Source organism: Gemmobacter serpentinus (genome assembly GCF_008973825.1).
GTDB classification, from domain to species: domain Bacteria; phylum Pseudomonadota; class Alphaproteobacteria; order Rhodobacterales; family Rhodobacteraceae; genus Gemmobacter; species Gemmobacter serpentinus.
This window is the reverse complement of sequence record NZ_WCHR01000018.1, coordinates 145950-159887: the sequence shown is the minus strand read 5'-3', so window position 1 is coordinate 159887 and position 13938 is coordinate 145950. Positions and strand designations below refer to the sequence as shown.

General features: G+C 64.0%; 12 protein-coding genes. All 12 read right to left on the bottom strand.

The features are described 5' to 3' along the window. Positions 1-89: 89 nt before the first annotated feature. A complete protein-coding gene (locus tag GBJ34_RS11800; protein WP_192931201.1) occupies positions 90-788 on the bottom strand; it encodes a GntR family transcriptional regulator in 699 nt (232 codons plus the stop codon). Positions 789-898: 110 nt separating this feature from the next. Next, positions 899-1831: a BKACE family enzyme gene (locus GBJ34_RS11795; protein ID WP_151719476.1), complete on the bottom strand. Its 933-nt coding sequence runs from the start codon at positions 1829-1831 to the stop codon at positions 899-901. A 12-nt stretch (positions 1832-1843) separates the two neighbouring features. Beyond that, positions 1844-2827, bottom strand: coding sequence for a 3-hydroxyacyl-CoA dehydrogenase (locus GBJ34_RS11790; RefSeq protein ID WP_151719475.1), 984 nt, complete (start codon positions 2825-2827; stop codon positions 1844-1846). After that, positions 2811-3809, bottom strand: a complete 999-nt coding sequence (locus GBJ34_RS11785) for an ABC transporter permease (RefSeq protein ID WP_151719474.1) — start codon at positions 3807-3809, stop codon at positions 2811-2813. The genes GBJ34_RS11790 and GBJ34_RS11785 overlap by 17 nt, the downstream gene beginning before the upstream one ends. 3 nt (positions 3810-3812) lie before the next feature. Continuing rightward, a complete protein-coding gene (locus GBJ34_RS11780) occupies positions 3813-4811 on the bottom strand; it encodes an ABC transporter permease (protein WP_151719473.1) in 999 nt (332 codons plus the stop codon). Then, complete coding sequence (locus GBJ34_RS11775; RefSeq protein ID WP_151719472.1) at positions 4808-6325, bottom strand: sugar ABC transporter ATP-binding protein; 1518 nt, start codon at positions 6323-6325, stop codon at positions 4808-4810. Before GBJ34_RS11775 ends, GBJ34_RS11780 begins: the two co-directional genes overlap by 4 nt. Before the next feature lie 60 nt (positions 6326-6385). After that, entirely contained in the window at positions 6386-7480 is a 1095-nt protein-coding gene (locus tag GBJ34_RS11770) for a sugar ABC transporter substrate-binding protein (RefSeq protein ID WP_151719471.1), read from the bottom strand. 186 nt (positions 7481-7666) lie between these two features. Then, complete coding sequence (locus GBJ34_RS11765; protein ID WP_226341146.1) at positions 7667-8743, bottom strand: alcohol dehydrogenase catalytic domain-containing protein; 1077 nt, start codon at positions 8741-8743, stop codon at positions 7667-7669. 91 nt (positions 8744-8834) lie between these two features. Further along, positions 8835-10331 carry an aldehyde dehydrogenase family protein gene (locus tag GBJ34_RS11760; RefSeq protein ID WP_151719470.1) on the bottom strand — a complete coding sequence of 499 codons (1497 nt, stop codon included), beginning with the start codon at positions 10329-10331 and terminating at the stop codon, positions 8835-8837. A 481-nt stretch (positions 10332-10812) separates the two neighbouring features. Beyond that, a complete protein-coding gene (locus GBJ34_RS11755) occupies positions 10813-11859 on the bottom strand; it encodes a FecCD family ABC transporter permease (protein WP_151719469.1) in 1047 nt (348 codons plus the stop codon). Next, complete coding sequence (locus GBJ34_RS11750; RefSeq protein WP_151719468.1) at positions 11856-12899, bottom strand: FecCD family ABC transporter permease; 1044 nt, start codon at positions 12897-12899, stop codon at positions 11856-11858. Before GBJ34_RS11750 ends, GBJ34_RS11755 begins: the two co-directional genes overlap by 4 nt. Continuing rightward, positions 12896-13840, bottom strand: a complete 945-nt coding sequence (fepB, locus tag GBJ34_RS11745) for a Fe2+-enterobactin ABC transporter substrate-binding protein (protein WP_151719467.1) — start codon at positions 13838-13840, stop codon at positions 12896-12898. The genes GBJ34_RS11750 and fepB overlap by 4 nt, the downstream gene beginning before the upstream one ends. Between the last annotated feature and the right edge of the window lie 98 nt (positions 13841-13938).

Sequence of the window (13938 nt, the reverse complement as noted above, 5' to 3'; positions counted from 1 at the left end):
CCAGACCTTTCTCCGCATTTGCGCCAGGCGATGCGCCATGCACGCAATGCAGCGCCCGGCCCGATTGGTGCGGGCCGCGCTTTAGCCCGTCAACTCCGTCGTTCAAGATACCATTCGACGGCGAACCGCACATCGGCGGCCAAAGCCTCTTCCGCCGCGCCCTGATCGCCGCTTTCAATCGCGGAGATCAGCCGGCTATGCATGTCGAAGGCTTTGTGAAAGACGCTCAACTCGCCATCAAGGATCACAACAGACGCCAGATAGGGGCCGGACCTGCTCCAAAGCGTCTCGATGGTGTCAAGCAGCGTCTCCGATCCCGTCACGGCATAGACCGCGAAGTGGAACTCTTCGTTCAGGCGCAGCGTCTCCTGCCCGTCATGCGCCTCGATGGCCAATCGCATCTTGTCATTCAAGGCACGCAGCCTTGCGACATCCTCTGCCTTGGCCTTGCTGGCTGCAACGGCCGCGGCGAAGCGTTCCATCACCATCCGGACCGAGATCACGTCGCGGAAGGCATCCGCATCCATGGTCGGCACCTGATAGCTGCGGTTTGACATCTGGACGATGTATTTCTCGGCCACAAGACGGCGGATTGCCTCGCGCACCGGCATTTCGCTGGTGCCGAAGGTGGCGGCCAGCCCCCTTGTGGTCAGGGTCTGGCCCGGCGTGAACAGGCCTTGTGACAGGCCGATGCGAACTTCGTCGTAAATGCGTTCATGCACACTGCGGGAATCGACCACCGAAAGGCCGGAAGCAGGACGGATCTGTGCGGCAAAGCGTGACGTCATGGAGCTATGCAACTCGTTTGAAGAAGAAATATTGACCTGAGGACGAGGCTTGTCTTCCATGATTATGTCGGTTCCGCTTCGATTGCCAGAATTTCACCTTGCGCGCGATTTCAGAAGTTCACGTCGTGGCCACCCTTGAGGCCAAGGATCTCGCGTGCCTCTGCCGGGGTGGCGATGGAACCGCCCAATTCTTCGACGATGGCGCGGATCTTGCGCACCTGTTCGGCATTGCTTTCGGCCAGCTTGCCCGCCGAAATCCACAGGCTGTCCTCCAGCCCGACCCGCACATGCGCGCCCATGGTCGCGGCCATGGTGGCGACACGGATCTGGTTGCGCCCGGCGCCCAGCACCGACCATTGATAGGCGTCACCAAACAGCCGATCCGCCGTGCGCCGCATATGCGCCACGTCTTCCGGATGCGCCCCGATCCCGCCCATCAGGCCAAACACGCTCTGGATGAAGAAGGGCGGTTTTGCCAATCCGCGATCCGCGAAATGCGCAAGATTATAGAGATGGCTGATATCGTAGCATTCGAACTCGAACCGCGTGCCGCAATCGCCCATCTCGCGCAGCCCGTATTCGATATCCTTGAAGCTGTTGCGAAAGACCAGATCGCGGCTGCCTTCCAGATGCTCGGCCTCCCAGGAATGTTTGAACTCCTTGAAACGGTCCAGCATCGGGAAGAAGGCAAAGTTCATCGACCCCATGTTGATCGAGGCGACCTCGGGCTTGAATTCGGTCACCGGGCGGATACGCTCTTCGATCTTCATGAAGGGGCTGCCGCCGCTGGTCAGATTGATGACCGCGTCCGTTGCCTGCTTGATGCGCGGCAGGAAGGGGGCAAAGGCCTCGGGCGTCTGATCGGGCTTGCCGGTTTCGGGATCGCGGGCATGAAGGTGGACGATCGCCGCCCCGGCCTCCGCCGCCTCGATCGCGGCTGCGGCGATCTCTTCCGCCGTGACCGGCAGATAGGGCGACATCGAAGGGGTATGGATCGCGCCGGTGACGGCGCAGGTGATGATGGTTTTCGGCGTTTTTGCCATTTTCTCAGGCCTTCACTTTGCGTCCTGTTGCGGCTTCAACCTTGCGGCAGCCAATTCGATCAGTTTGCTGTCGCGCCAGATCTGGCGAGCGGGCATCTCATTGCGGGGCAGCAGCGCGGTGCGCTCCAGCTCCACCTGAGCGCCGACCGCCTGCCAGTCCGGCAGATTGCCCGCCCCCGGCCAGAGCCGGTGGTAGAACGGGCCATAGCGGTCGATGTAATCGGTGACGCCGCCGGGCGCGTTCAGGTCGATGGTCTCGAATGGTCCCATGAAGGACCAGCGCAGCCCCAGACCATCGCGCACACAGACATCAATGGATTCCGTATCGGCATAGCCATCGGCAAACAGACGGAAGGCCTCGTGCAGCAGCGCCCCTTGCAGGCGGTTCACGATGAAACCGTCGATTTCCTTGTGCATGACGACCGTGGCCTGACCGACCGCGCGCATCAGATCGGCGGTGCGCGCCACGGTGTCCTCGGACGTGCCGCTGCCGGGAACCACCTCGACCGCAGGCACCAGATGCGGCGGGTTGATCGGATGGGCCACCACGCAACGCGCGGCACCCGGCAGATCGGCGGTAAAGCTGGAGGGCAGCAGCGCCGAGGTTGAGCTGGCAAGGATCGTGTCCGGTGCCGCCACGGCATCAAGTTCGGCAAAGACCTTGCGCTTGATGTCCAACCGCTCCGGCGCGTTTTCCTGGACGTAGAACACACCGTCCAGGACTGCGGCCAAAGTCGTGGCACCGCTGATCCGCTGTCCCACCTCAGCAGCCGTGGCCGTCCCCAGAAGCCCTGCCTGTGCCAGTTCGGGCAACATGCGGGCGATATAGTCCTGCGCCTTGGCGGTCTGGGCGGCATCGGCGTCGTAAAGGCGCACATCAAGCCCCGCACGGGCAAAGACGATGGCCCAGGATTGGCCGATGAAGCCGGTTCCGATGATGGCAACGGTGCCGCTTGGCCGTGTGGCTTGCGTGGCGGGATCAGTGGGTTTTGCCATGACCGCCCCTCCTTTTCAGCGAGAAGATGACGATCACCCCGAGCAGCAGCGCCGTGCCCTTGATGATCTCGCGGACATAGTTCTGCCAACCCAGCATCGCACCTGCACTGACCAGCACCGCAAGGAAGGCGACGCCGGTAAAGGTGCCGATGACATTGGTCTTGCCGACCTTCACCACGATGGCCCCCAGCAGCACGGCGGTCAGCCCGTCCAGGAAGTAGGAGCCGCCAAGCGCAGGCTGCCCGGAATTGAGGTTGGCGGTCAGCAGGATACCGGCAACGCTGGCGCAAAGCCCGGAGAAGATGAACAGTTGCAGGGTCATCTTGCGGGCCGAAAGGCCAGCCTCGACCACCGCGCGCTCATTGCGTTCCAACGCATAAAGGTAGCGGCCGAAGGTCAGGCGATCCTGCGCATACCAGGCTAGGGCATAGATTGCGACGGTAACGATGGTCAGCAACGGCACGACGCCCACGCTGGTCGCAAGGAAGCTGTGAACGAAGCCGCCCTGCCCGCCCAGCGGCAGCGAGGCCCCCGCCCCCAGCACCCAGGCCAGCGATTTGGCCAGGCTGCCGGTCGCGATGGTGGTGATCAGCGGCGGCAGGCCGGCATAGCCCACCAGAAACCCGTTCAGCGCCCCCAGCACCGCCCCGGTCGCCAGACCGGCCAGGCTTCCGGCCAGCCAGCCATGGCCTGCCGCGACCACGCTTGCGCAAACCATGGTGGTCAGCGCCGCGCAGTCCATGAAACTCACGTCGATCTTGCCGGAGGCGATGACCCAGGTCAGGCCCAGAAACATCAGCGCCGAGATGCCGATGCCGCGCAGCATCAGCTGCACATTGTTTCCGTCAAGGAAGTTGGGCATCGCGATGGACAGCCCGATGATGGCCAGAACCAGCAGCAGCAGGAACCCATAGCGGGCGAGAAATCCACCCAGATCGAGGCCGCGCGCGGGCTGTCGGGAAACAAGCATGGTATCGGACATGGATCAGGCCTCCTTGCTGTGGCGAGGGGTGCCGCGCCCGGCAAAGACCCGGCGCAGGGCCGCCACGATGCGGGGATCGAAGATGGCGATGGCTGTGATCAGGATCGCGCTGATGATGGCGTCGCTGTAGTAGTAGGGAATGGCCAGCAGCGTGCAGCCGTTCAGGATGATCGAGATCAGCAGCGCCCCGGCGAAGGTCGCAGGGGCCGAAGGCCGCCCGAACAGCGCAGCACCAAGGAAGACCGAGGCATAGGCCGGCATCAGGAACCCATTGCCCGCCGTGACGTCCGAGCGCCCCGATTGTGCCGACAGCATCACCGCCGCCCAGCAGGCAAGCGCGCCGCACATCACGAAAGCAAAGGCCATCAGCGCCTTGACCCGGATGCCGGAATAATGCGCCGAGACCGCATTCTCGCCGGTGGCATAAAGCCCGCGGCCAAAGCGCGAGGCGTGCAGCACGATCCCTGCGGCAAGATAGAGCATGACCATGATGAAGACCGGGCCGGAAATCCCAAGGATCTTGGCGTCATTCACATCCAGAATGCCGGACATCATGAAATTGTCCGACAGCGTCATGCCGCCGCTGTAAAGGAAGGACAGGCCAAGGGCGACCGAACCCACCGCGATGGTGGTGACGATATCGGGCAGGTTGAAATAGCCGATGGCGACCCCGTTGATCAGCCCCAGCACCGTGCCTGCGGCAACGGCCAGAAAGATCGCGAGCCAGAGCGGATAGCCCAGCACGATCAACATGCCCATGGTCATGGCCCCAAAACTCGCGATGCCCGGAAAGGACAGGTCGAACCGGCTGACCACGATTACGAAGGTCAGACCCAATGCCGCCACGCCCGAGGCCGACATGTGCCGGAAGATTGCGGTGATGTTGGTCATGCTGAGGAAATTCGGCGCGGTGGCGTGAAAGATCACCGCCACCAGCACCACCAGCGCCACGAAGGCCGCAATGCGGATCGTCAGCGGATTGCGAAGCGATAGCTGTGTCATGCTGCCAGTTTCCCCATCATGCCCGATGCCAGCAGCCGGTCGCGCGCGCCCGGCCCGTTTGGCGCGTCATAGACGACCGCGCCGCGATACAGCCCGATCAGCCGGTCGGCGAGGCCATGGACCTCGTCCCCGTCCGAGGACATGACGATCACCGCCGCCTCTGCCGCAAGCTCGCGCATCACTGCGTAAAGCTTGGCCTTGGCCCCGATATCGACGCCCACGGTGGGTTCAACGAAGATGTAAAGGTCGGCCTGGGCGTAAAGCCCCTTGGCGATCACGATCTTCTGCTGATTGCCGCCGCTGAATTCCCGCGCGCGCTTTGACAGGATCGGCGGTTGCAGCGCCAGCCGCTCGGCCAGCTCCGCCGTGGCCCGGCGCGGGCGCGCCCAACGCATCAGCCCGCCGGGGCGCGAGGCCCGGCCCAGATTGGCGAGAACGGTGTTGAACACCACATCATCGCTCATCGCGAGGCCCTCGGTGCGCCGGTCGCCCGGCACAAGGAAGATGCCCGCCTTCAAGGCCTCGGTCGGTGAGGCAAACAGCCCCTCGCGGCCCTTGAAGGTCACGCGGCCGCTATCGACATCAAAGGTGCCGAACAACGCCTTTGACAGCTCATCAAGGCCAGAGCCGACAAGGCCATAAACGCCAAGGATCTCGCCGCGCCGCGCCTGCAGGGTGATGTCGCGAAACGCGCCCTGCGCGGTCAGATGCTGCACATCCAGCAAGACCTCACCCGGCGGGGTATCTGCCAGCGCGGGGTAAAGATCCCCCGGTGCCTCGCCCAGCAGGTGTTCGACCAGCGAGGTTGCGCCATCGCGCGCCTCGGTGGAACTCATCGACACCACATTGCGCCCGCCCCGGAACACCGTCAGGCGGTCGGCAATTTCGAACACCTCTTCCAGACGGTGCGTGATATAGATGATCGAGATACCACCTTCCTTCAACGCGCGCATCAGTTGGTAAAGGCTGGCCTTTTCGCGTTCGGTCAGGGTCGAGGTCGGCTCGTCCAGGATCAGCACGCGGATATGATCGCCGGTCAGCGCCTGCAGCACCGCCACGATCTCGCGGTCCACCGCGCCCATTTCGGCCACGGGACGATCCAGATCGATATCGATCGGAAAACGCTTCAGCAGATCCTGCGCGCGCTTTCGCATGTCATTGGTGCGGATGCGGCGGAACAGGCCGGGATTGGCCCCTTCATGCCCGAAAAAGATGTTCTCGACCCCGGTCAGATCGTCGATCAGCTCGGGGTGTTGCTGGACGGCGGCGATGCCCTTGGCCATCGCATCGGCGGGCGAGGCGATCTCCACCTCCTGCCCCGCAATTTCGATCGTGCCGTCATCCTTCTGGTAAAGCCCCGAGATAATCTTCACCAGCGTCGATTTTCCGGCCCCATTGGTGCCGAGCAGGGCGTGGATCTCGCCCTGAGCCAAGGTGAAATCCACTCCGTCCAGCGCCTTCACCGGCCCGAAGCGCTTCTGGATGCCACGCATCCGCAGCACGGGATTTGTCATGTCTTCCTCCCCTCCTGTCAGCCGGGGACGCGATGCGCCCCCGGCCCCATCGCTTGCGGATCAGAGCGCGCGAACCCAGCCGAGTTCCTGCGCGCGGCCCGGCTTGTCGAAATCGTCGGGGATATCGATGTCCTTCAGCTGGTCATAGGTCACCGGATAGACCGGGCTGATGACGATGCGTGGCACCGGGTTCCCGGCGAGGAACTGGTGGGCGTAGAAGACATTGAGCCAGGACACCTCATAGAGCGATTGCCCCATGGTGATCTTCAGCGAGGTGCCCGCCTTGATATATTCAAAGGCCTGCTTGCCGCCATCGATGCCGGTGATGATGACCTGATCCTGCTTGCCCGCAGCCCGGATCGCCAGCGCGCCCTCGACCGCCGCGCCATCCCAGGCGCACCAGATCGCATCGATATCGGGGTTCGCGGTCAGGATATTGTCGACCGCCTGACGCGGCGTGGTGCTGCCGTTGAAGGCATAGGCCCAGTCGGCCACATGCTCCAGCCCCGGATGGCGGGCCAGCGCCGCGCGCATCCCGTGCGAGCGCAGGTCCCAGGTTTCATTCGCGGGCAGACGGACGGTGGCCACCTTGCCCTTGCCGCCAAGTTTTTCGGCGATGAAGTTCATGGTGTATTCGCCCATGCCGAACTGGTTCGACATCACGGTATTGGTGAAGGCCGGACCGATCGACAGGCTGTCACCGATGAAGACCGGGATGCCGGCGTCGGTGGCGCGCTTGATCGCCGGGGTGATCGCCACCACATCCGCCGGGGTGATGAACAGCGCATCGGGGCGGTTGGCGATATGGGCATCGATCTGCTGGCTTTGCTTGTTGGGGTCAAAGCCCGCATCCGAAATGGTCAGCTCGCCCCCCATCTCTGCCACGGCATCCTTGTAGCCGTTCAGCATATGGGTGCCGGAATCGAATGCGGTCCAGCCAAGCGCCGCGCCGAACTTGAGCGCCTTCGGGTCCTTGGCCTGCGCACGGGCCGGGGTCGACATGCCACCCATGGTCACCGCGCCAAGCGCCAGCGTGCTGGCCGCGGCCGCCGTGGCGGCGGCGGTCATGAAGCCGCGACGCGACAGCGCCAGCCGGGCTTCGGTGACCGAGGCGGGCTGATGACTGTCGTGTTGCGGGGTGTTCTCGTTCGTCATGATGTTCTCCTCCCTTGCCCGGCGCGCAAGGGCCGGACCTGTTTTCTGCTGATGATGGGGCGGGATCGCCTGCCGCCTCCCCGCGGCAAGCCTTCTTGGATCCGGCCCGCAAGATGCGGCGGGCCGGTCAGTCACATGCCGGACGCGGGTGCGCCGGGAACGTCGGACGGATCAGGCCATGCCCGATCAGGTGAAGTCGGTGATGATCACATAGCCATTGGTGCGGAAGTTATCCATGTCATCCAGCACGCGGGACACATCCGACAGCTTCACCTCTTCCGAGACCAGCCTGGTCGGGTTCAGCTTGCCGCGCGCCACCATGGCCAGCAGATCGTGATAGCCGCTTTGCGGGTTGCCAAGGCTGCCGCGGATCTCCCATTCGTTGACCACGATCAGGTCGGTCGGCAACGACACCTTGCCCTGTTCTGCCTGCGAGGTCAGGCCGACCTGCGACAGCCGCCCGCCTTTGCGAAGGCTCATCAGCGCGCCGATCATGGTGTTGCGAATGCCGAGCGCATCGACCGCCAGATCGACACCGCAATTGCCATCGGTGATTGCCTTGACTTTCTGCGCCGCTTCCTCGCCGGACATTCCGCCGGAATTCACCACCGCATCAGCACCCAGTTCCTTCATCTTGGCCAGCTTGCGGTCATCAACATCGACCGCGATCACGCGTGCGCCCAGAACCGAGGCGATTTCCACCGCAGCCTGACCCACGCCGCCGCAACCGAAGATCGCGACCGTCTCACCACCGCGCACCGCGCCTTGCGACTGCACCGCGCGCCAGGCGGTCATGAAGCGGCAACCGAGGGCTGCGGCTGCCATCTCGTCCACGCCTTCCGGCAGCGGGATGCAGTTCATATCGGCATTGGGCGCGCGCATATACTCGGCCCAGCCCCCCGAACCCGGCAGCGAATGCGGCACCATCTGGTTGTCGCAAAGGTTCTGACGGCCCTTGCGGCAATAGGGGCAGCTGCCGCAGGCAAGGTTGAAGGGGATCGTGACCCGCATCCCCGGCTTGATGTTCTTCACATTGGCCCCGACCGCCTCGACGATGCCACCGATTTCATGGCCAAGGGTCGGGAAGAGTTTCTGGTCAAACCAGGCCCAGTCGCCATTCCACAGATGCCAGTCGCTGCGGCAGATGCCCGAGGCCACAACCTTGATCAACGCATCCTCGGCGCCGATTTCCGGGATTTCGACCTGTTCCACACGGGCCAGCGACCGCACGCCGCTCAGCACCGATGCATTCATCATTCCCATCTCGTCCTCCTGTAAATGGGACATGTGTTCCTGTCGGGCCGACATATAGGCCGGCCCGGAATGTGCAGTTCTTTTCAGGAAAAGGCGCGGGTCAGAGCCGGATGGCGACCGATTTCACCTGGGTGTAAAGTTCGATGGCCTCACGGCCCATCTCGCGGCCCCAGCCCGACTGCTTGAAGCCGCCGAAGGGCAGCGCCACATCATTGGTCAGGTGGGAATTGACCCAGACCGTCCCGGCCTTGATCTTGCGTGCCAACTTGTGTGCCACGCTCATGTCACGGGTCCAGATGCTGGCCCCCAGACCGAATTGGGTGTTGTTGGCCTCCAGCGCGATCTTGTCCAGATCGTCATCGTCATAGGGCATGGCGCAGACCACCGGCCCGAAGATCTCTTCGCGCACCACCGACATTTGCGGGTTGGTATGGGCAAAGACCGTCGGCTTGATGAAATACCCCTCGCTGCCCCAACGCTCGCCGCCCGTCACAACCTCGGCCCCGTCGCGCTTGCCAGCCTCGAGATAGCCGTTGATCTTGTCGAACTGCTCTTGCGAGATGACCGGACCGATATTGGTATCGGGCAGCAGACCGCGCCCGATCTTCAGCTTTGACGCCTCATCGGCCAGACCCGCCATGAGTTTGTCGAAGATCGACTTGTGGGCATAGATGCGCGAGCCTGCGGTGCAGCACTGACCGGCATTGAAGAAGATGCCCGAGGCGGTGCCCGCGATGGTGTGATCCATATCGGCATCGGGAAAGACGATCTGCGGCGACTTGCCGCCCAGTTCCACCGAAACCTTTTTCAGATTTCCGGCCGATCCCTTGACGATCAGCTTGCCCACTTCGGTCGATCCGGTGAAGGCCACCTTGTCGACATCGGGATGTTCGACCAGGGCAGCCCCGGTGCGTCCATCGCCGGTGACCACGTTGAAGACGCCATCCGGGAAGCCCGCCTCCTGAATGATCTGCCCCAGGCGCAGCGCGGTCAGCGGGGTCTGTTCCGCAGGCTTCAGCACCACCGTGCAACCAGCCGCAAAGGCAGGCGCGATCTTCCAGATCGACATCAGCAGCGGAAAGTTCCACGGCACGATCTGGGCGCAAACGCCGACCGGCTCGCGCAGGGTATAGGCGTGCCATTCGCCCGGCACCGACATAGGGATGACATCGCCGGTGATCTTGGTGCACCAACCCGCCATGTAGCGCAGCAGGTCGATGCCAAAGCCCACATCAACCGCCCGCGCATCGCGCACCGGCTTGCCGTTATCGACACTTTCGATCTGCGCAAGTTCGTCGCCATATTTGTCGAGAAGGTCCGCCAGACGCCAGATCAGCACCGACCGTTCGGTCGGCGTCATTTTCGTCCATGGCCCATGGTCAAAGGCCTGCCGTGCTGCGGCCACGGCACGGTCGACATCGGATTTATCGGCTTCTGGAACACTGGTGATCTTGCGGCCATTCGCCGGATCGAACACGTCGAAGGTCTTGCCGGATTGGCCATCGACCCATTTTCCACCAATCAGCATCTGGTGCTTGCTTTGCAGGAAGGCAGCAGCCTCCGCGCCCAGAAGACCGGGCGGCACAGCGATATTCATCAGTTTCTCCTCCCAAGGAACATCAGAACTATGTCGGCAGGCGCATGGCCGCGCCGCCGAAGATCGGGGCCGCCTCGTCGTGACGGCACGCCCTTTTCTTGCATCAAGGCGTAGCATGGCGCATTTCGAGCTGTCAATGATCTGTGATCGCAGATCGCGTTTTTGGAGGGCCACACTCAAAAAACCTGTGTCACAGGGGTCTGAAAAACGCTGAAAGAGAATGCTATTTATTTTATATATTCAAATACTTATATCGATATTCATCCTCGCTGCGCCGCGCTTCCCCCAAGCCTGCTTCGCCGCGCGATCTCTGCAAATCGAACCAAATCCGTCTGTGCCAGCCCATTTCAGACCAACACCAAAGGAGGCTTGCGCCGCCGCGCCCTCAGCCCTTGCACGCATGATATTGCCCGCGATGTGCCACGACGATTCCCGCGCGCCATGACACAGCGCCGGGCTTGCGATCCCCAACCACATCGCCTTAGCGCCTGTCGGAAAAGCCCAGCAGCACCAGCAGGTATAGCCCACCCAGAAAGCCCGTGGTCAGGCCGACCGGCATGGTAAGGCCAAGCGGCGCGTTCTGACCCAGAAGGTCGGCGCAGAGCAGCAATAGCGCGCCGGTGATCGCCCCCGACACCAGCGGCACGCCGGATGATCCGGTCAACCGCCGCGCGATCTGAGGCCCGCCAAGGGCAATGAAGGCAATCGGCCCGGTGCAGGCCGTGGCGACCGAGGTCAGCCCGACCGCCGCCAGAACCAATACCATCCGCGTGCGCACCACCCGCAACCCAAGCTGGCGAGCCATATCCTCGCCCATCTCCATCAAGGCCAGGCTGCGTGCGTTCCACAGGACAATCGGCACCAAAAGCAAAAGCCCGCTGGCCGCAATCCAGACATGGCTCCAGCTGCGGGCGGTCAGCGACCCGGCCAGCCAAAGCTGCGCCGACATCACCCGTTCCAGATCGCCTTTCACCAGCAACAGCGTGTTGATCCCCGACAGCAGCGCGCCCATGCCGATGCCGACAAGGATCAGGCGATAGCCGCCGCCGGGCCCTGCGCCACGCCGATAGGCCAGGGCCAGCACCGCCACGGCGGTGGCGATGCCACTGGCCATCGCCGACAGCGTGATCTGCGCAGGCCCGCCGCCTATCAGGACAATCTGCAAGATCGCACCGCTGGCCGCGCCCGTGGTGAAGCCGATCACATCGGGTGACCCCAAGGGATTGCGCGACAGCGACTGGAACACCGCCCCCGCCATGCCAAGCGCCGCACCGACCAGCGCCGCCGTCAGCATCCGGGGCAGACGGATGCGCCCGATCAGGCGGTTCACCGTCTCATCCGGCGCGTTGCCGGTCAGCGCCGCCAAGACTTGGCCCGGCGCGATGCGGATGGTGCCGCTGCCCAGCAGCAATACCCCGGCCCCGGCGCAGGCGAGCAGCAGCCCGAGGCAGACCAGCACCACACGCGGCTGCCAGATCAGGCTACGCCCCGCAAGTCGGATCACCCTTTGCCCCGCCAGCCCCGTCATAGCCGCGCCAGCCTGAAGCGACGCACAACCCAGATGAAGAACGGCCCGCCCAGAATGACCGCGACCACACCCGCCGCAACCTCATCCGGCGGGGCTACCACGCGGCCGATGATATCGGCGGCCAGCAGGACCGATGCCCCCAGCAGCGCCGAAAGCGGCAGCACGCCACGATTGTCCGGCCCAGTCACCGCCCGTGCCAGATGCGGCGCGACAAGGCCGACAAAGCCGATCGGTCCGGCGGCGGCGGTCGCCGCCCCTGCCAGAAGCATCACGGCAAGGCAGGACAGCGCCCAGATCCGTGCAGGCTTTACCCCAAGCGCGCGCCCAGCCTCATCGCCCAAGGCCAGCGCGTTCAGATCCCGCGCCAGCGCCAGCGCGAGACCACCGCCAAGAACCAGCGCCATGCTCATGATCAGCGCGACAGGAAGCCCCCGCCCTTCCAGCGCGCCGGAGCCCCAGTTGCGGAACATGTCCAGCACCTCCAACGCCGCATTCAGGATGACAAAGGCGGTGGCCGCCCCCATCAGCACCGACAGGCCCGCACCGGCCAGAACCAGCCGGACGGGATCGGTGCCGCTGGTCTGCGCCCGGCCCAGCAGGAAGACAGCAACGCCCGCAACACCTGCACCCAGAAACCCGAACCAGACGTAATGCAGCATGGATGTCAGTCCGAAGGCAGAGGCACCCAGAACCACCGCCATCGCGGCACCCGCATTGACGCCCAGAAGCCCCGGCTCTGCCAGCGCATTGCGGGTAACAGCCTGCATCACCGCGCCCGCAAGTCCAAGCGCCGCGCCTGCGGTCGTGGCCAGCAGGCTGCGCGGCACCCGCAATTCCCGCACGACAAGATGCAGGTCATTGCCGGGGTCAAAAGCGGTCAGCGCCCGCAACACCTCGATCAGCGGCACCGGGCGCGAGCCGATGGCAAGGCTTGCCAGCACCAGCAGCACCAGAACCGGCAGTCCGGTCAGACAGACCGGCCGGCATAAGGTGCGCGGACGCGACCGCCCGGCGGGATCTGCGGGCGGGGGCAGGCTCATTTACGGAAATAGGGTGCCACGGTGTCGATGATCTGCAGGCCCGAATAGTAATCGACCCGGAACGAGGTCGGCCCCAATGGCCAGACCCGGCCCTCTTTCACCGCCGGAAGATTGGCCAGAACCGGATCCTCGACAAAGGCGCGCACATCCTCCGGCCCCGCGCTCAGCAGGAACACCCCGTCACCGGAAATCGCGGCGGCAAGGTTTTCATGCGAGATGAAGTCGAAATCCGACGACCGCGCCACTTCGGCTTTCATCGCCTCCGGCAGGCCGGTCACTGTAAAGCCAAGGCCCGCCAGAACCTTGGCCTGCGGGCTGGTCGGCTTCGCCACCGCATAGGTGCCCGAAAAATTGTAAGAGACGATGCTGACCGTGCCTTGGGGGAGGATCAGCGCGGCCTTCTCTGCCGCTGCCCGTGCAGCGAAATCGGCGATCACCTTGTCCGCGCCGGCCTCATGCCCGGTCGCACGGCCCAATTGGCGCGCCAGTTCCTCCCAGCTGGTGACGGAGTAATCCAGGACCATCACCGGAATGCCCTGCGCCTGCAATTCACCGACATAGGGCAGGATGGAATCGCCCCCCGTGGCCGAGGCGATCACCAGATCGGGGTCCGCGACGATCAGCGCCTCGATATCGAAGGTCAGGTTGCGATAAAGCACCTCGACCCCGCGCGATCGCGCGGGTTCGGCCCATTGCAGGAAAAACCCGTTCTCATCGGTCAACGGCCCGACCAAAGCGCTGGAGCTGGCCACCACCGGCGCCTCGATGGCCAGCAGGATGCCGGTCAGACTGGGCGCGGTGGAGACGATGCGCTGCGGCGCGGCCTCCAGCACAAGATCCCCTGCGACATGCGGGATCGTGCGTGGCCAACCGTCAGTCTCGGCCAGTGCAGACAGCGGCAGCAGGGCGGCCAGACAGCCGATGACGAAGTGCCGGAACATGGGAAATACTCCTTGGGCCTTGGGGCTGCGCCTATACCGGCGGATCGATCAGATTGCTGGGCCTGCCAGACCGGCACATCGATCGGACTGACGAATTG